A 17070-nucleotide genomic window follows, 5' to 3' on the forward strand; every position below is an offset into this window, starting at 1 on the left:
CGAATGCCGGCGGGTCGGTTGAGGGGCATTTAACGAATTCATGGGAACCTGCCTATGAAAAGAGCACCAATTCACCGGTAGGAAGCCATCAAAGCCGTGACCGCGGGATTCGACGAGCTCGATTTCGAATACGCGACGTCGGTCGCTGAAACGGCCATGCGCTCAATGGCCGAGCATCGCGTGCCGCCGACGCCGAACAATTTCCAACAAGCGCAAATTCGACGCCCAGACCAATCGTGAAATCTATGAGAGCTATATCGGATCGAAGGCCGCCGACGAGGCGGTGGCCTATGAAGTCTCCCAGCAACTGCATTCGGTAATGGCGTCGGCCAAGCAGTTCCTGACCACGGCGATCGCCGACAACCGCTCGCAAATGGCCGCCATCAACGATGTCACCGAGCGCACCGGGGCCGGCGTCGATCCCAAGCTGCTGATCGAGAGCCTGATGAGCGAACTCGCCAAGGCGACGACGCGCGCCACCAAGCTCGAAGTCAGCTTTGTCGAGAAATCACGCGAACTGGCGACGATCCGCGATTCCCTGGTCAAGTCCGAGGAGCGGGCCAAGACAGACACGCTGACCGGCCTGCCGAACCGCCGCGCGCTGGAGGAGTTCTTCCGCAAGGCTCAGCTCGCGGCGATGGAGCAGGACGATCCAGTGAGTGCGCTTCTGATCGATATCGATCACTTCAAGCGCTTCAACGACGAGTTCGGCCACGGGGTCGGCGACCAGGTGCTGCGCCTGATGGCGAAGGTGTTGCGCGAGGCCGTGCGGGACATCGATCTGCCGGCGCGATATGGCGGCGAGGAGTTGATCGTCATCCTGCCGAACGCCGGCCTGACGACGGCTGCCACGATTGCGGAACGCATCCGGCGCCTGGTTGCCGAATGCCACATCTCCCGCCGTTCGACCGGAGAAGCACTGCCTGGCATCACCATCTCCATCGGAGTGGCGCAGTTCCAGGGCGGCGAATCGATGGCCGATCTGATCGAGCGCTGCGACCGCGCGCTCTATCAGGCCAAGAAGACCGGCCGCAACCGGGTCGTCACCGAGGCCGAACTCGTGCCTGAGCAGCGGGCGACGGGCTAGCCCGCCAGCGCCATCCCGGCCTGATCGACCATCTTCGCAAAGCCATGTTCGACCACGGTGTTACGGCCGCGGTGTTTGGCGGCGTAGAGGGCGGCATCGGCCGCCTCGATCAGGTCGCCCGGGCGCTGCGCGTCGTTCGGAAGCGTGCCGGCCACACCGATGCTCACGGTGACGGTGTGATGGCTGCTGGTGTGATGCGGTATTTTCAGGTCCAGCACCGCGGTGCGCACCATCTCGCCGATCGCCAGTGCCTTGAGCGAATCGGTGTTCGGCAGCAGCAGGCAGAATTCCTCGCCGCCATAGCGCCCGGCGAAGCCCATGGTGTCGGCGGCGATGCCGGCCAGCGTTTCGCCGAGCCTGGTCAGGCAGGCGTCGCCCTCGGGGTGGCCATAGGTGTCGTTGTAGAGCTTGAAGTGATCGACATCGATCATCAGCAGCGACAATTCGCTGTTGTATTGCTGCGCCTTCATCCATTCGAAATCCAGACGGCTCTGAAAGCCGCGGCGATTGGCGAGACCCGACAGCATGTCGATCGACGCGATTACGGTGAGGCGGTCGTTGTTGGCAAGGAGCTCGCGCTCGCGCTGGCTGAGCTGGGCGGCCATCGCGTTGAAGGCGCGCGCCAGCGGCATGAATTCCGAAGGCAGTTTGCTGCGCGCGACGCGCGCCGTGCGGTCGCCCTCGCCGAACCGCCTGGCCATGCCGGTCATCACCTCGATCGGGTTGATGATCAGTTTTTCCGCGCCGATCAGCGCGCCCAGCAGCACGAACAGGCAGACAAATCCCAATTGAAGATAGGCGGTGCGGATCTCGCGATTGATCGCGGCCGTCACCCTGGTTTCGTCGATGCTGACGATCAGGCGGGACTGTGTTCCGGAAATCCGGGAGAAACTGATGGTGCGATTCGAGCCGTCGGACGCGGTGAACGAAAGCGAGCCGGTCGGGGCGTCGGAGCTCAAGGCCTTCTCCGCCACGGCGGACATCAGCGGCACCGAATCGAGCGGCCGGCCGATCATGCTGGTCTGATCGGTAGGCGCGGCGAGGACGACGCCGGCGCTGTCGACCAGCAACGACGAAATTCCCGGCCGCCCGCCGAGATTGGTCATGATCTTCGACAGCCAGTCGATATTGATGCCGGCAACGACGATGGCATCTTCCTCGGGATTGATGGCAGACACCGGATAGGCCGCCATCATCATCGGCCGGCCGTTGGTCTTGCCGAACAGGTAATCGCTGAAAACGAAGTCGCGGCTTGCCTGCGCCTTCTTGAAATATTCGCGGTCGCCGATTTGCAATCCCACCTGAATGTTCAAGGTCGAGCACTGCACGAGGCCGTCCTTGGACGCGATCATGATGCTGCGGATCCAGGGCAGGTTGCTCGGCAGGCTGGCACGCAGGATTTCGCAACTGCGCCCGATGCCGCTGGAGGCGCGGATATAGGCCGCCGATTTCAGCATCGTCTCGACGGAGGAGACCACTTCGCGCTGGGTATCGGCGCTGTGCTGGGCGATGTTGAGGAATTCTTCGGTGGCAAGGGCGATTTGCTTGGAGCGGGCATGCTCGAGCGAACGGACGCGTTCCAGCATCAAGGGCGCCACCAGCATCAACGCCAGCAGCACCAGCCGCGTCCGGATCCCCAGAAGCTTCTTGAGTTTCACTCTGTTGCGGTTGAAAATAACGCTAGACATTTTGGCCCCTACCCCGCGTGGCAGGGTAAAGCGAAGGATTCAAAAAGCCCTTCCCGAACTTGGTAAAATCCAAGGAAATCCCGTAAATGTACGAGCCGCAATCGACATGACGCCTCCGACGACCACCTCGCTAACTGAACCTTTACCTAGCGGTCTTGCCTCGGTGGAGCAGGACATCGCGCGTGCTTGCAAGGAAGCGCGCCGCGATCGGGCGACGGTACAATTGATCGCGGTGTCCAAGACGTTCGACGCGTCGGCGATTTCGCCCATTATCGACGCCGGACAGCGCGTATTCGGCGAGAATCGCGTGCAGGAAGCCAAAGCGAAATGGCCTGGGTTAATGTCCGCTTACCAGGGGCTGGCGCTGCATCTGATCGGCCCGCTGCAATCCAACAAGGCGAAAGAGGCCGTGGCGCTGTTCGACGCCATTCATTCTGTCGACCGCCCGAGCATTTGCGAAGCGTTAGCCAAGGAAATCAATTCCCAAAAAAAGCAGCCGGAATTGTTCGTCCAGCTCAACACCGGCGAGGAGCCGCAGAAGGCCGGCGTCGCGCCCGGCGAGGCCGATGCGTTCATCGCGAGCTGCCGGGAGAAATATGGCCTGCTGATTTCCGGATTGATGTGCATTCCACCGGTCGACCAGGCGCCGGCACCGCATTTCGCATTGACCGCCAAGATCGCCGCGCGCAACGGCTTGAAGAATCTGTCGATGGGCATGAGCGCCGATTTTGCGATCGCGATCCAGTTCGGCGCCACGCATATCCGCGTCGGCTCGGCGATTTTCGGGCATCGGTGACTTGTCGTCCCGGCCTTGAGCCGGGACCCATACGCCGTGGCTCCTCGGTTATGCACAGTCGGAGTTGATACTCTTCGTGAGCAATGAATAGCGGTGGCTATGGGTCCCCCGATGCGCAATTGCGCATCTGTGCTCAAGGCCGGGACGACACTGAGTTTGAGGCGAAGGCTACTCGAACCCCACCGACACTTTCCCGAGCACCCCGAAATCAACCGCGCAGAAATCGCCCGCCTGGATCGGCAGCGGCGGATGGCAGGTGCCTGTGGTGACGACGCGGCCCGCTTTCAGTGTCACGCCGAGCTGGCGCAATTCGTTGGCGAGCCAGGTCAGCGCCAGCCGGGGATCGCCCAGCACGTTCTTGCCGTGACCGACGAATTGCTGGCCGCGCAGCGTGGTGACAGGCCGCTCCTCCACCAGGTCGCGCGCGCGCCAGTCGGCTGTCGTGGCCGGGCCGAGCACGAACAGGTGCGCACAGGCGTTGTCGGCGATGATCTGGGCGTCGCCGGCGCTGACGAAATCCGAAAAGCGCGAATCCGGAATTTCGATCGCCGGATGCAGCGTGTCCACGGCATCGAGCACCTGGCCCACCGTGTAGGGCGTCGATCGCGACGGTAGATCGTAGCGCATGCGAAACGCGAATTCCGGCTCGGCAACGCGCATTTCGTTGCCGGCCATCGACGCCGTGCCGCCGTCAGGGATCACGGTCTCGGCGAGAATGCGTCCGGCCATTGGACCGCCGACATTGATGTGTTTCTGCCCGGCCTCGCTGGTGGCCGCGATCTTCCAGCCGAACAGATGGGTCGTCGAAAATCTTTCGATCGCGGCCTGGATCGCATATGCCTCGATGCGGTCCTGTGGACGCAGCCAGTCGTCGAGTGCGTCAAGCTTGGTGCCGGCGCGCCAATGGTCGTGCAACGTCTGCGACGCCGACGCAATCTGATGTCTGTCCTGCATAATCCCCGCACCCTGAAATGAAGTTCATCCAATAATAATTTTGGTTTGCGGCCCCATCCGCCGCAGCAACCGCAGCATCGCAGACTTTGTCATCGAAACGCAGCCTGCCGTGGCGGAAAAATTCGGGCGCGCCAGATGCAGGAACACCGCGCTGCCGCGGCCGGCAATACGCGGCGCGCTGTTGTGATCGATCTCGACGATGAAGTCGTAGAGGTGATCGTCGCGTGTGAGGCGGTCGCCGGCTTGGTCACGCATGAGCCGTATCGGCTGGTTGTAGTGGCGGTCCTTCGGGTCTTCGCACCAGCCGTCCCCGGGCCGGATCGGCCGGACCGGCAGAAAGGTTGGGGGGCGGGTGTGGCGGTCGGCGCGCCACCATAATTGCAGCGGCCGGTAGGTGCCCCGCGGGGTGCCGCCATCGCCTTCACGCTTGTTGGCGAGGATGCCGCCGCGACCAAGTGCCACCGGGATGGTCCAGCCGTCGGCCGTCAGCCAGCCCCGGCGTGGATCGCCCGCGGCGCGATGAACCCTGATCGCCGAGAGCGGCCGATCACGCGCTTCTGTCTCATAAGTGATTGAAAAATTGGTGTTTCCCATGCCAAAGGTCCAAATCCTGGGGTTGCGTCCCCGGCCGCAATTGCTCTATTTGACGCGCATTACAGGACATTCATCCAACAGCCCCTCGAATCTGGGATACACTGCGGTTCGCCTTGTGAAATTGTAACAATCTCCTACCTGATTCCGTACCCGATGGCCGAGGTTCGCCCGCGAGCCAGTTTCGTCATCGACCAACCGACCAAGACCGGCTTGAGACGCTCCCACTTGTGTCCGCCGCCTGCCTCTAGAGGATCGTACCTATGGCCAATGCCCGCAAGATCCTGATCGTGGATGACGATACCGATCTGCGCGACACGCTGGTTGAGCAATTATCACTGCATGAGGAGTTCGAAGCCTCCGCGGTCGATACCGGCGCCAAGGGCGCCAGCGCCGCCAAGGCCAATTCCCCCGACCTGGTGCTGATGGATGTCGGCCTGCCCGATACCGACGGCCGCGAAGTGGTGCGCTCCCTGCGCAAGGGGGGCTTCAAGGCGCCGATCATCATGCTGACCGGCCACGACACCGATTCGGATACCATTCTCGGCCTCGAATCCGGCGCCAATGACTACGTGGCAAAACCGTTCCGCTTCGCCGTGCTGCTGGCCCGGATCCGGGCGCAGCTGCGCCAGCACGAGGCCAGCGAGGACGCGGTGTTTTCCGTCGGCCCCTACAGCTTCCGCCCCGGCTCCAAGATGCTGACCGGCGCCAACGCCCGGAAGGTGCGGCTGACCGAGAAGGAAACCGCGATCCTGCGCTTCCTGTACCGGGCCGGCCAGATGCCGGTGTCGCGCGAGACGCTGCTGCAGGAAGTCTGGGGCTATAATTCGGGTGTCACCACCCACACCCTGGAAACCCACATCTACCGGCTGCGGCAGAAGATCGAAAAGGATGCCGCGAATCCCGAGATCCTGGTGACGGAAGCCGGTGGCTACAAGCTGGTGCCGTGATACGATTCGGCCCACGAATCGTACCTCTTTGGGCATCACCGGTTCCGTATGTCGATCGAAGATGATGTAGCTCTGCTCGAGCGCGTCCCGACACTGCGCTTGTTGGGAACGACGGCGCTGCGCATGCTGGCGATCGGCTCGGAGCAACGCGAATTCGGCCGCGGCGACCAGTTGTTCAACGCCGGCGACGAGGCGGACGCAGGCTATATCGTGCAGCGCGGTGCGTTCCGGGTCGAGGACGGCGGCGCTGAAGTCATCGCAGGTCCCGGTGCCCTGATCGGTGAGCTGGCGTTGATCGTGGCGATGAAGCGGCCGTCGAGCGCGATCGCGATCGAGAATTCCACCGTGATCCGGGTGTCGCGCAGCCTGTTTCAGCGCGTGCTCGAGAGCGATCCTGCCGCGGCGCGGGCGCTGCGCGACGAACTCGCCACCCGCACCAGCCAGCTTGCCAGCGATATATTGATGGCCGGCGCCAAGCTCTCTACCTGATCGCAATTCTTGTTTTGACGCGTTTTCTTCACGCGAACCGGTATCCACTTCGCTCGAAAACGCTCTGACCTCACACCTCCAGCGTCACCGTAACCGGCACGTGATCCGACGGGCGCTCCCAGCTGCGCGCGTCGCGGGTGATGCGGAAATCGCTGACGCCATCCTTCAGCGCGCGCGAGACCCAGATGTGATCGAGCCTGCGGCCGCGGTCGCCGACGGTCCAGTCGGCGGCGCGGTAGCTCCACCACGTATAGACCTTCTCCGACAGTGGAATGCGCATCCGGGCGACATCGAACCATTCGCCATGGGTCTGTGCCGCCAGCAGCTTTTCGCATTCGATCGGGGTGTGCGAGACCACCTTCAACAGCTGCTTGTGCGACCACACATCGTTCTCGTGCGGCGCCACGTTGAGGTCGCCGACCAGGATATGCCGGTCGTCGCCGCGCGGATGCAGCGGTTCGCAGGCTTTCATCTCGTCGAGAAATTTCAGCTTGTGATCGAACTTCGGATTGAGCGCGGGGTCGGGGATGTCGCCGCCGGCCGGGACGTAGAAATTATGCAGCACCAGCGGCTTTGCGAGCTGGGCCTTTTCGCCGAACGCCACCGAGATGTGCCGCGAATCGATGTTGTCGCAGAAGGTGCGGATATCCTTGGTCTCGAACGGCAGTTTCGAGACGATGGCGACGCCGTGATAGCCCTTCTGTCCGTTCAGTGCGACATGCTCATAGCCGAGGCGCTTGAAGCGCTTCAGCGGGAAGGCATCGTCGATGCATTTGGTCTCCTGCAGGCAGAGGACGTCAGGCCGTACCGATTTGAGGAATTTGGCGACGATGTCGATGCGCAGGCGCACCGAGTTGATATTCCACGTGGTCAGGGAAAAACGCATGCGGGCCCGAAATGAAAAAGACGTGCGCTTGATGACGCACGTCCTTCGTCCCTAATCAAGAATCATCAGCCTGGCGGCACCGAATAATTGGTGAAATCGATCTTGAACAGGCCGGGATCGACCTTCTTCGACGTATCGAGATTATAGACCGCGACCGTGGTGTCGTAGCCCTGCGGGTCGGTCACGGTCCATTGCTTGAGCTGGCCGTCCTTGGTGCCGACCATCAGCATCAACCGGCTGGTGCCGATCAGCGCCTGCTTCTCCTCGATGGTGACGCTGATGAAGACGTCATCGGCAGTGACGCTGACGACGTTGGTATCCTTCAACAGATCGATACGGTCCGACAGCAGGAACCGGAGCGGCGTTTGCGACAACGGATAGATGTCCTGGGTCGCGAGCTTCTTGTCGCGCACGGCGAGCGAGGATCCGTCGGCAACGATCGCGATCTGACTCGGCGCATCATATTCGAAGCGTACCTTGCCCGGCTTCTGGATCACGAAGTCGCCCTTGGTCTTGCTGCCGTCCGGCCCGACCTGGACGAAATTTCCGACCAGCGTCTGCAGCGACGACAGATACGTACTCACCCTGGCGGCCTGCGCCTTCTGGTTGGCATCGAAGGTCGCGAAAATATTGGCGGGCACATTGCGATTTGGATCGGGGATGACAGGGTTCGGTGGCGCTTGCGTCGCCCCCGCCTTCGGCGGCGCCTGGGTCGCACCCGTCGTCGCCGGACCTTTTTGCGAATCCTGCGCGCTCAGCTGCACGCCGCCGTCGCGGGCCTTGGGTGCGGGCTTTGGGACCGGAACGTTCTGCGAAAAGCCTGATGTCGCTGCGCCGGCAACGGACATGGCGATCACAAGCGCCAGTCCGTAACGGACGCCGCGATGGGTAAAGTAGTGTGTCATTAGATATTTCGAATCTCTATTCAACGGATCGTCCCACTGCCGGTGGTTTTATCGCGCTTTCGACCAAAGGAGATATCGTTTTTCCGTGAGAATTATTACACCAAATTCAGTTCGTCAGTGCGCCCAATCGCTTGAAATCGCTCTAGAAACCGCTCTCTTCTTCCTCGACCAGAATTTCGCGTTTGCCGGCGTGGTTGGCCTGGCCGACGATGCCTTCGAGTTCCATCCGCTCCATCAATGACGCCGCGCGGTTGTAGCCTATTTGCAGCCGGCGTTGAATGTAGGAGGTCGAGGCCTTGCGGTCGCGCTTGACGATGGCCACGGCCTGCTGGAACAGGTCGCCGCCGCCATCGCCGCCCATGCCGGTGGAATCGAACACCGCGCCGTCCTCGCCCTCGGCAGGTTCTTCCGCCGTAACGGCCTCGAGATACTCAGGTTGGCCCTGCGTCTTGAGATGGCGCACCACCTTTTCGACTTCCTCGTCGGAGGCAAACGGGCCGTGCACGCGGCTGATGCGGCCGCCACCCGCCATATAGAGCATGTCGCCCTGGCCGAGCAGTTGTTCGGCGCCCATTTCGCCGAGAATGGTGCGGCTGTCGATCTTCGACGTGACCTGAAACGCGATGCGGGTCGGGAAGTTCGCCTTGATGGTTCCGGTGATGACGTCGACCGACGGACGCTGCGTGGCGAGGATCACGTGCAGGCCCGCGGCGCGCGCCATCTGCGCCAGCCGCTGCACCGCGCCTTCGATGTCCTTGCCGGCCACCATCATCAGGTCGGCCATTTCGTCGACGATGATGACGATGTAGGGCAGCGGTTCGAGGTCGAGCTTTTCGTCCTCGTAGATCGCCTTGCCGGTTTCCTTGTCGAAGCCGGTGTGCACCGTGCGCGTCAGCTCCTCGCCCTTGCCCTTGGCTTCGACGAGACGCTGGTTGTAGCCATCGATGTTGCGGACGCCGAGCTTGGACATCTTCTTGTAGCGCTCTTCCATCTCGCGCACCGCCCATTTCAGCGCGACCACGGCCTTCTTCGGGTCGGTCACGACCGGCGTCAGCAGATGCGGGATGCCGTCATAGACGGAGAGTTCGAGCATTTTGGGATCGACCATGATCAGCCGGCACTGATCGGGCCGCAGCCGGTAGACTAGGCTCAGGATCATGGTGTTGATGGCGACCGATTTGCCGGAGCCGGTGGTGCCGGCGATCAGCATATGCGGCGTGCGCGCCAGGTCGATGATGATGGATTCGCCGCCGATATTCTTGCCGAGGCAGAGCGGCAGCTTGGCGTGCGACTCGTCCTTCAGCGACAGCAGCTCGCGCAAATAGACCTTCTCACGGTGCGCGTTCGGCAATTCGATGCCGATGGCGTTGCGGCCGGCCACCACGGCGACGCGTGCCGACAGCGCGCTCATCGAGCGGGCGATGTCGTCGGCGAGGCCGATGACGCGCGAGGATTTGATGCCGGGCGCCGGTTCGAGTTCGTACAGCGTCACGACAGGGCCGGGATTGGCCTTGACGATCTCGCCGCGGACGCCGAAGTCGCCGAGCACGCCTTCCAGCGCGCGCGAATTGGCTTCCAATTCGCTCTTGCTGAGCGGCTGGCGATCGGATGCTTTTGGTGCCGTGAGCATCGAGACCGCGGGCAGTTCGAACTTGTCTTTGCGTGTCGATGCTTTTGGCGCTGCCGCCTTCTTGCGCGGGGCGCGGGCGACGGGGGCTTCCTCTTCCTCGTCTTCTTCCTCTTCCTCGTGGCCGTAATCTTCCTCGGCCTGCGGGGCAATCGATGGCGCCGGGCGGCCGCCGAGACTGGGCTCCTGTCGCTCGAACGAGGCGGTGCGGGGCTGCGGCGCGCTTGCGACCAGCGAACGGTAGGCCGTGGACATCAGCCAGCCGAGCCGGGCCTTGGCGCTCATCAGGGCATGATAGACCCAGCCGAGCGAGACCGAGCTGCGATCGCGCTCTTCCTCGAACGGCGCGTCATCGTCCTCGATCGGTGTCAGCTCTTCGTCGTCGCGTGGACGCGAACCCCAGCCGCTCGCAAACAGGAAGGTGGCGCACATCGCCGCGAACAGGATGATGCCGAGCACCAGGCGGTAGATGAAACCGGCGGGCCCGAAGATGACGGCCGGCGCACGCACCAGGGCATCGCCGACGACGCCGCCAAGCCCGGTCGGCAGCGGCCATGCGCCGCCATGCGGCCAGCAGCTGGCAAAGCCTGCCGCAATGATGGTGCAGAGAATCCAGCAGGCCAGGCGCAACGCTTCGCGGTCGAAGGTGCGATGGGTCAGCATGCGCCAGCCCCACACCGCGACGGGCAGGATCAGCATGATCGCGCCAAGGCCGAGAATCTGCATCAGGAGATCGGCGCCGATCGCGCCGGGATAACCGAGGACGTTGCGGATCGCACGCGAGGTCGCGTGGCTCAAACTCGGATCCTGCACCGACCACGTCATCAGCGCGGCACTGGCGACGCCGGAGATCGCGATCAGGCACAGGCCTGCAACCTCCCGCAGGCGCCGCGCCAGCGCGTCGCGGATCGAGGCCGGCAGATGGCCGACCAGGGGAATGACACGTTCGATCGCTGGCATGCTCATGGGGCCCTGCGACTAAGCCAAAGTTTCGACCAGGCGGTGCAACGCCTCGGCCGTTGATTCACTGTCCGATACCAGCGCCAGGCGGATATAGCCGGCGCCGGGATTGCTGCCGTCGTTCTGCGGACGCGACAAATAGGTTCCGGGGATCACGCGCACGCCGGCATCGCGATAGAGCTGCACCGTTGCAGCCTCGTCGCCGCCGCGCTCCGATACATCGAGCCAGACGCAGAAGCCGCCGGCGGGCCTGGCATAGCCGTAGCGATTGCCGAGGATCTGATCGGCGAGATCGAACTTGATGCGATAGAGTCGGCGGTTTTCCTCGACATGCGCCTCGTCGCTATAGGCGGCGACCGCGACCTGCTGCAGCGGCACCGGCACCTGCGGGGCGGCGACGTTGCGCAGTTCGTGAAAGACGCTGAGAAATTTCCTGTCGCCGGCCGCAAAGCCGACGCGCATGCCCGGCAGGTTCGAGCGCTTCGACAGCGATTGAAACGCCACGACGTTGCTGAAATCGGATCCTGCGCATTCGAGCACGCTGCCCGGCGCCTGCTTGGTGTAGATTTCCGAATAGCACTCGTCGCTCAGGATCATGAAGCCGTAGCGATCGGCGAGTTGCACCAGACGGGTAAAATAGTCGCGCGAGGCGACCGACCCTTGCGGATTGGCGGGCGAGGCGATGTACATCGCAACGGTGCGCGCCAGCGTCGCCTCATCGAGCGCGTCGAGATCCGGCAGGAAGCCGTTGGCGAGCGTGGTCGGCAGATAGATCGGTTCGCAATTGGCGGCGCGCGCGCCGGCGCCATAGGCCGGATAGAACGGGTTTGGCATCAGGATCGCCGGCGTGCCCTTGCGCGGGCCGACATAGCGCGCGGCCGTGATCGCGGCGAAGAACAGCCCCTCGCGGCTGCCGTTCAGCACCAGAATTTCACTCTCGGGATCCATTGCCCGGGGCAGCTGGAACCGGGCCGAGAGCCAGTTTGCGACCGCTAGGCGGAATGGCTCGATGCCCTTGGCGATCGGGTAGCGGCCGAAATCGGCGATATGCTGGGCCAGCACCGGTCCGACAAAGGACGGAACCGGGTGCTGCGGCTCGCCTAATGACAATGCAATCAATGGCTTACCGGGCTGATAGGGAGCCAGAAGCTCGGCCGTCCGCAGAAACGGCGAACGTTCGGCCTGACCGGCCGGGATACTGCCGGCGCCCTGCGCCACGCCGGAAGAGGCGGTCATTGCCATGTCTGAAACGCCAACACTTTCAATAGCGGGTGGAGCGACCGGTAACGGATCAAACCACCATAGATACGGCGAGGTTAAGACGCGATTAACCATCGGCGCCAGCGTCGATTTTGAGTGATTTTGGGGCGATCAGCACCAGCAGCTCCGCGCCGCATTCGGTTGTCATCCCCGCGCATGCGGGGATCCAGTACGCCGCGGCTTCTCGGTTCCATCATCGACGCCTCTGGAATACTGGGTCGCCCGGTCAAGCCGGGCGATGACACTGAGTGTGCGTTCGCATTCTCGCGACGCATTGCGCCCGAGCTTTGCCAGAAATTCCTTGCCCTCTCATGAGAGGGCGCAGGGAAGACCGGGTGCGCGCTGCACCCGCGGTCTCGTGTGCGAATAGTGCAAAGAAAGCTGCACACGAGCATACAGGGCAGCGGAGAACACCCGGCCTTCCCTGCGCAATGGCTTTACGGCTTATGCCGTGCTCTCCCCGGAGACGAGTTCTTGGTTGACTCCGTCGCTGCCGTTCGGCTCTCGCCTACCCGACAGCTTGACACCTGCAACGGGTGCCAGGACCACACGGTTTTGCCGTACGCTCATCCACGCCGTCGTCGAGGCGTAAACCAGCGTCCACCGCAACCCGCCCAACGTCCGTGACGACGGCCGACGCCCTTCTTAGCAGGGCGGGATGGCGAAAGGTATGCACCTGATTTGCCATTCTGGTAAACAGAAATATTTTTTATTTTGGGGCTTGACACAACTTCCGTAAATCAGAACTGATTTGCCCGTCGTGTTGTTTTTGTCACAGCTAAGCGTCATTGCCTGCGACAAACGTAAAGCGTTTGCGCAAGGGAACGAAGCGACGAAGCAATCCACAATTGCTATGCCGCACTATGGATTGCTTCGCTTCGCTCGCAATGACGATGCTGGAAGGCCTACCTTTGCGGCAGCCGTTCGAAACTCGGCATGCCCTCGGGCACATGGTGATAGGGCTGCTTGTCGACGGTGTAGATCGCGATCTGCGGGCCGTCGAACTGCGAGGGATCGTCGAGCGTGCCGACTTTCACCACGACGCCCGGCAAGCCCGGCGGCCGCGTCACGACGTGGGTGCCGCATTCGGCGCAGAACTCCCGCGTCACCGCGCGTTCCAGGTCGGTGCGCTTGAACTGCTTGGGAGTCTCCTTGGTGTATTTGAAGCCGGCGATCGGCATCACCAGGAACATGTTGGTCGAGCCGCCAGTGATATACTGGCATTCGCGGCAATGGCACTGCGCTTTCATCATCGGGTCGCCCTCGGCCTGATAGCGCACCTTGCCGCAATAGCATCCGCCTTCGAGTTTCATGACGTCCTCCCGGTTATCGTTGCAGTCAATTCTGCGCCGTGAGCAGGATTTGGCAATGCTTTTTTAGCTCTGGTTTCTGTTCCATCGTGATTTCAGCCAGTCCCGGATTAGCTTGTGCAGGACGACGAAGGCGAGTTTGCTGGCAGGAGCACGTAATGGACGAGGATGGATTCTGGAAAATCGTGCAGCGCGCGCACGATAGTTCGGGTGGCGATATGGATCAGAAATGCGACGCGCTGCGCCAGCAAATCGCGGCGCTGCCGAAGGACGAGGCGCTCGAGTTTGCGCGGTTGTTCAATGAAAAGATGGACCAGGCTTATGACTGGCCGCTGTGGGGCGCGGCTTACGTCATCAATGGCGGCTGCAGCGACGACACCTTCTCCGATTTTCGCGCCGCGTTGATTTCCCGGGGACGCCAGGCGTTCAAGCGCGCGCTGTCGGATCCGGACTCCCTGGCGGACGACGGCTTTGATGAATTGGACTGGTTCTACGAAGGCTATCAATACGCCGTCACCGATGGCGTTGAAGCGGTTGGCGGCAACCTACCGGCGCGGAGTGCGCCAGCTCAGCCATCCGGAACCGAGTGGCAGGAGGACAAGGTTTACGACCTGTTTCCGAAACTCAGTGCGAGATTTGGGTGATGACACGCAATCCCGCAAAAGGTGTTCTATTTCGCCCCCGGTAGCCTCACCTGACTGTCGCGCATGTCGAGCGCAGATTTGCCCTGAATTTCCAGACAGCCGCTCTCGACCAAGGCGTCGATGCGTGCCGCCAGCACAAGATCGCCGACCTGAAGGACTTCATCATCCATTTCTGCAACCAAAATCTCCCCGACGATCCTTGCCACCTTCTGCCAGTCGTTCGTTGCGCAAGACATCAACCGCGTATCGAAATACGAAATGGGCGCCGACACGAGTTCCGTGCCTTCGATGACGCGCAGCGGCGCGTTCTCGGAACGAAGCTGCTGCCACAGATCGCGATATCGCAACCGCGCGGCGGCCTGCAGCGGCTCGGCCAAGCTCCATAGCTTGTCTTGGCCAATTATGTCTGTCGGAATAATGCCAAGACTAATGGCCAAGGTCGACGGCGGTGTCGGGTCTTGCCCGGAGTTGCGAGACACCTTGACCTCACTCAGATCGACCACGTCGCATGGCGCGTCTTCCATTCGCCACAGCCATTCGAGAAAGCCCGCATACTCCACGGTCGATCGCCGCGACGTCCACGCGACCTTTCGACGGCCAGGGGAAAGCGCCTCGCGCCAGAACGCTTCTGTTTCGGGAGTGATGTCATTCCATCCCGTCCAGCCAAGTTCGTTCTCCACCCATTTCGATCGGAGCGGCAGATCGGGAGGGTTGATGGGTCCGAAGCCAAGGTGGTCGAAAGAGGAAATGACCTGATCGTCGCGGCCGGCATTCGCAAGAGCTTGCCTCAGACTGCCGGCGCCGGAGGGCGTGAATACGACGTGAAGCGGGGGGAGCGTCATCGACAGTCCTCGGTGAAGGCTTCCGATGCCATGTTGCCACTCAAGCGTCCACTCAAGTTCGATTCAATTTCCAAACTCCAAAAAAAGAAAGGGGCTCCAACTTGCGCTGGAGCCCCTCAACGGTCAGGGCATTGCCGGGTATGTGCCCGGACCGGAGTTGTGGGTGCGACCCCTTGGGGATCGCACCCCGGGAGAACTCACATGTTGTAGGCGCGCTCGGTGTGCTCGGTGACATCGAGGCCTTCACGCTCGGTCTCGACGTTGACGCGCAGGCCGACGATGACATCGACGACCTTGAACAGGATGGCAGAACCGATGCCCGACCACACCAACGTGGTGCAGACGCCCCAGAGCTGCGAGACCATCTGGGCTGCGAAGTCGTATTCCGCGATCTTGCCGATGGTGTAGTCCATGACACCGGTACCGCCGAGCGCCGGGTTCACCAGGATGCCGGTGCCGAGCGCGCCGACGATGCCGCCGACGCAGTGGACGCCGAACACGTCGAGCGAGTCGTCATAGCCGAGCGCATTCTTCACCACGGTGCAGAAGAACAGGCAGACGATTCCGACCACGAGACCGAGCACGATCGCGCCCATCGGACCGGCGTAACCGGCCGCGGGCGTAACCGCCACCAGGCCCGCCACCGCACCCGACAACGCGCCGAGCACGGAAGGATGACCCTTGACGATCCATTCCGCGAACATCCAGGCCATCGCCGCCGCTGCCGTTGCAACGAAGGAGTTGGTCATGGCGAGCGCGGCGCCGCCGGAGGCTTCGAGGTTCGATCCGGCGTTGAAGCCGAACCAGCCGACCCAGAGCAGCGAAGCGCCGATCATGGTCATGGTCAGCGAGTGCGGAGCCATCAGCTCCTTGCCGTAGCCGACGCGCTTGCCGATCAGGAGCGCACCGACGAGACCGGCGATGCCGGCGTTGATGTGCACCACGGTGCCGCCCGCGAAGTCGATCGCGCCCTTCTTGAAGATCCAGCCCTGGTCATCCCCGAAGGCGGTCTTCGCCGCATCGAAGGCGGCCTGCGCAGCCGCTTTGTCCGTCGCGGCTTCGAAGGTCTTGAGCGCGGCAGTAATCGCGTCCGGTCCAGCCCAGTACCAAACCATGTGCGCGATCGGCAGATAGATCAGGGTTACCCAGAGCGGTACGAACAGCGCGACAGCCGAGAACTTCATGCGTTCGGCGAAGGCGCCGACGATGAGTGCGGGGGTGATGCACGCGAAGGTCATCTGGAAGCAGATATAGATCAGCTCGGTGATGTTGACGTCGGCGGAGAAGGTCGCCGCCTGAGCGTCGAGAATCGTCTTGCCTTCCGGCGCGATCTTCAGGAACGCCTTGGAGAAGCCGCCGATGAAGTCCGATCCGCCGGTGAAGGCGAGGCTGTAGCCGTAGACCGCCCAGATCAGAGTGACGATGCAGACGGTGTAGAAAACCTGCATCAGGACCGAGAGCATGTTCTTGGAGCGGACCAGACCACCATAGAACAGCGCAAGGCCGGGGATCGTCATCAACAGCACCAGCACCGTCGACGTGAGCATCCAGGCGTTGTCGCCCTTGTTGACTGTGGCTTCCGCGTAAGCGGAGGTTGCGGCGAACATGCCGACGGCGAGGGCCGTCAGTCCCGCGCTATAGGGACGTTTGAACGTCATTTGTTGTACTCCTGAGTGTCTGGGTTGAGCGCGAGATCAGAGTGCCGCGGCATCCGCCTCACCGGTGCGGATGCGAACCGCATGGTCGAGGTTGATGACGAAGATCTTGCCGTCGCCGATTTGTCCGGTTTTTGCTGCCGAGGTGATGGCGTCGATGGTCTTGTCGACCTGATCCGAGGCCACAGCGACCTCGATCTTGATCTTGGGCAGGAAGCTCACCGCGTATTCAGCGCCGCGATAGATTTCCGTGTGGCCTTTCTGCCGACCATAGCCTTTGACTTCCGTCACCGTGAGACCGTGAACGCCAATGGCGGTCAGGGCGTCCCGGACTTCTTCGAGTTTGAATGGCTTGATGATCGCCATAACAATTTTCATGGGTCCTATCCCCGCTTGGCCCGGTACAGACGGACCGGGCGTTCTCGA

General features: G+C 62.3%; 15 protein-coding genes and 1 pseudogene. 5 read left to right on the forward strand and 11 right to left on the reverse strand.

What is annotated here, in order from left to right; genetic code table 11:
• The first annotated feature begins 165 nt into the window (after positions 1–165).
• Positions 166–1087, forward strand: a pseudogene (locus JQ574_RS09110) (GGDEF domain-containing protein).
• Here the strand turns inward: JQ574_RS09110 and JQ574_RS09115 are convergent.
• Positions 1084–2775 carry a diguanylate cyclase domain-containing protein gene (locus JQ574_RS09115; protein WP_212207607.1) on the reverse strand — a complete coding sequence of 564 codons (1692 nt, stop codon included), beginning with the start codon at positions 2773–2775 and terminating at the stop codon, positions 1084–1086. The pseudogene JQ574_RS09110 and the gene JQ574_RS09115 sit on opposite strands and share 4 nt — an antisense overlap.
• Positions 2776–2881: 106 nt before the next feature.
• On the opposite strand from JQ574_RS09115, the gene JQ574_RS09120 reads away from it, so the two are divergent.
• Positions 2882–3571, forward strand: a complete 690-nt coding sequence (locus JQ574_RS09120; RefSeq protein WP_212207608.1) for a YggS family pyridoxal phosphate-dependent enzyme — start codon at positions 2882–2884, stop codon at positions 3569–3571.
• 168 nt (positions 3572–3739) lie between these two features.
• Here the strand turns inward: JQ574_RS09120 and JQ574_RS09125 are convergent, their stop codons facing one another.
• Both JQ574_RS09125 and JQ574_RS09130 read right to left on the reverse strand, forming a co-directional pair.
• Positions 3740–4525: a 2-keto-4-pentenoate hydratase gene (locus JQ574_RS09125; protein ID WP_212207609.1), complete on the reverse strand. Its 786-nt coding sequence runs from the start codon at positions 4523–4525 to the stop codon at positions 3740–3742.
• Positions 4526–4549: 24 nt separating this feature from the next.
• Positions 4550–5119 (reverse strand): L,D-transpeptidase, encoded by a 570-nt coding sequence (locus JQ574_RS09130; RefSeq protein WP_212207610.1) that lies wholly within the window; start codon positions 5117–5119, stop codon positions 4550–4552.
• A gap of 260 nt (positions 5120–5379) precedes the next feature.
• On the opposite strand from JQ574_RS09130, the gene JQ574_RS09135 reads away from it, so the two are divergent.
• Both JQ574_RS09135 and JQ574_RS09140 read left to right on the forward strand, forming a co-directional pair.
• The gene (locus tag JQ574_RS09135) at positions 5380–6066 is read left to right on the forward strand and encodes a response regulator transcription factor (protein WP_044539278.1); all 687 of its coding nucleotides are present in this window, start codon (positions 5380–5382) and stop codon (positions 6064–6066) included.
• A 48-nt stretch (positions 6067–6114) separates the two neighbouring features.
• Entirely contained in the window at positions 6115–6555 is a 441-nt protein-coding gene (locus JQ574_RS09140; RefSeq protein WP_192740640.1) for a Crp/Fnr family transcriptional regulator, read from the forward strand.
• 70 nt (positions 6556–6625) lie between these two features.
• On the opposite strand, the gene JQ574_RS09145 is transcribed toward JQ574_RS09140, so the two are convergent.
• From JQ574_RS09145 to JQ574_RS09165, 5 genes are all read right to left on the reverse strand, one after another.
• On the reverse strand, positions 6626–7441 hold the full coding sequence (locus JQ574_RS09145; protein WP_212207611.1) for an exodeoxyribonuclease III: 816 nt from the start codon (positions 7439–7441) through the stop codon (positions 6626–6628).
• Positions 7442–7506: 65 nt separating this feature from the next.
• The gene (locus JQ574_RS09150) at positions 7507–8346 is read right to left on the reverse strand and encodes an outer membrane lipoprotein carrier protein LolA (RefSeq protein WP_212207612.1); all 840 of its coding nucleotides are present in this window, start codon (positions 8344–8346) and stop codon (positions 7507–7509) included.
• Positions 8347–8488: 142 nt separating this feature from the next.
• On the reverse strand, positions 8489–10939 hold the full coding sequence (locus JQ574_RS09155; RefSeq protein ID WP_212207613.1) for a DNA translocase FtsK: 2451 nt from the start codon (positions 10937–10939) through the stop codon (positions 8489–8491).
• A gap of 12 nt (positions 10940–10951) precedes the next feature.
• Positions 10952–12175: an aminotransferase class I/II-fold pyridoxal phosphate-dependent enzyme gene (locus tag JQ574_RS09160; protein WP_212207614.1), complete on the reverse strand. Its 1224-nt coding sequence runs from the start codon at positions 12173–12175 to the stop codon at positions 10952–10954.
• A gap of 923 nt (positions 12176–13098) precedes the next feature.
• A complete protein-coding gene (locus JQ574_RS09165) occupies positions 13099–13506 on the reverse strand; it encodes a GFA family protein (protein WP_212210256.1) in 408 nt (135 codons plus the stop codon).
• Between the two features lie 155 nt (positions 13507–13661).
• On the opposite strand from JQ574_RS09165, the gene JQ574_RS09170 reads away from it, so the two are divergent.
• Positions 13662–14147 carry a DUF4240 domain-containing protein gene (locus tag JQ574_RS09170; RefSeq protein WP_212210257.1) on the forward strand — a complete coding sequence of 162 codons (486 nt, stop codon included), beginning with the start codon at positions 13662–13664 and terminating at the stop codon, positions 14145–14147.
• A gap of 26 nt (positions 14148–14173) precedes the next feature.
• Here the strand turns inward: JQ574_RS09170 and JQ574_RS09175 are convergent, their stop codons facing one another.
• The 3 genes from JQ574_RS09175 to JQ574_RS09185 form a co-directional block, all read right to left on the reverse strand.
• Positions 14174–14989 (reverse strand): DUF3658 domain-containing protein, encoded by an 816-nt coding sequence (locus JQ574_RS09175; RefSeq protein WP_212210258.1) that lies wholly within the window; start codon positions 14987–14989, stop codon positions 14174–14176.
• Between the two features lie 197 nt (positions 14990–15186).
• Complete coding sequence (locus tag JQ574_RS09180; RefSeq protein ID WP_212210259.1) at positions 15187–16647, reverse strand: ammonium transporter; 1461 nt, start codon at positions 16645–16647, stop codon at positions 15187–15189.
• 36 nt (positions 16648–16683) lie between these two features.
• Positions 16684–17022, reverse strand: coding sequence for a P-II family nitrogen regulator (locus tag JQ574_RS09185; RefSeq protein WP_008142813.1), 339 nt, complete (start codon positions 17020–17022; stop codon positions 16684–16686).
• Between the last annotated feature and the right edge of the window lie 48 nt (positions 17023–17070).

It is taken from the genome of Bradyrhizobium sp. AUGA SZCCT0158 (assembly GCF_018130065.1).
In the GTDB taxonomy this organism is placed as follows: domain Bacteria; phylum Pseudomonadota; class Alphaproteobacteria; order Rhizobiales; family Xanthobacteraceae; genus Bradyrhizobium.

Bases quoted from the DNA above. Each gene is read 5' to 3' on its own strand.
- JQ574_RS09150 (WP_212207612.1), bottom strand. From the start codon at position 8,346: ATGACACACTACTTTACCCATCGCGGCGTCCGTTACGGACTGGCGCTT.
- JQ574_RS09145 (WP_212207611.1), bottom strand. From the start codon at position 7,441: ATGCGTTTTTCCCTGACCACGTGGAATATCAACTCGGTGCGCCTGCGC.
- JQ574_RS09125 (WP_212207609.1), bottom strand. From the start codon at position 4,525: ATGCAGGACAGACATCAGATTGCGTCGGCGTCGCAGACGTTGCACGAC.
- JQ574_RS09180 (WP_212210259.1), bottom strand. From the start codon at position 16,647: ATGACGTTCAAACGTCCCTATAGCGCGGGACTGACGGCCCTCGCCGTC.
- JQ574_RS09175 (WP_212210258.1), bottom strand. From the start codon at position 14,989: ATGACGCTCCCCCCGCTTCACGTCGTATTCACGCCCTCCGGCGCCGGC.
- JQ574_RS09185 (WP_008142813.1), bottom strand. From the start codon at position 17,022: ATGAAAATTGTTATGGCGATCATCAAGCCATTCAAACTCGAAGAAGTC.
- JQ574_RS09170 (WP_212210257.1), top strand. From the start codon at position 13,662: ATGGACGAGGATGGATTCTGGAAAATCGTGCAGCGCGCGCACGATAGT.
- JQ574_RS09140 (WP_192740640.1), top strand. From the start codon at position 6,115: ATGTCGATCGAAGATGATGTAGCTCTGCTCGAGCGCGTCCCGACACTG.
- JQ574_RS09165 (WP_212210256.1), bottom strand. From the start codon at position 13,506: ATGAAACTCGAAGGCGGATGCTATTGCGGCAAGGTGCGCTATCAGGCC.
- JQ574_RS09160 (WP_212207614.1), bottom strand. From the start codon at position 12,175: ATGGCAATGACCGCCTCTTCCGGCGTGGCGCAGGGCGCCGGCAGTATC.
- JQ574_RS09130 (WP_212207610.1), bottom strand. From the start codon at position 5,119: ATGGGAAACACCAATTTTTCAATCACTTATGAGACAGAAGCGCGTGAT.
- JQ574_RS09120 (WP_212207608.1), top strand. From the start codon at position 2,882: ATGACGCCTCCGACGACCACCTCGCTAACTGAACCTTTACCTAGCGGT.
- JQ574_RS09155 (WP_212207613.1), bottom strand. From the start codon at position 10,939: ATGAGCATGCCAGCGATCGAACGTGTCATTCCCCTGGTCGGCCATCTG.
- JQ574_RS09115 (WP_212207607.1), bottom strand. From the start codon at position 2,775: ATGTCTAGCGTTATTTTCAACCGCAACAGAGTGAAACTCAAGAAGCTT.
- JQ574_RS09135 (WP_044539278.1), top strand. From the start codon at position 5,380: ATGGCCAATGCCCGCAAGATCCTGATCGTGGATGACGATACCGATCTG.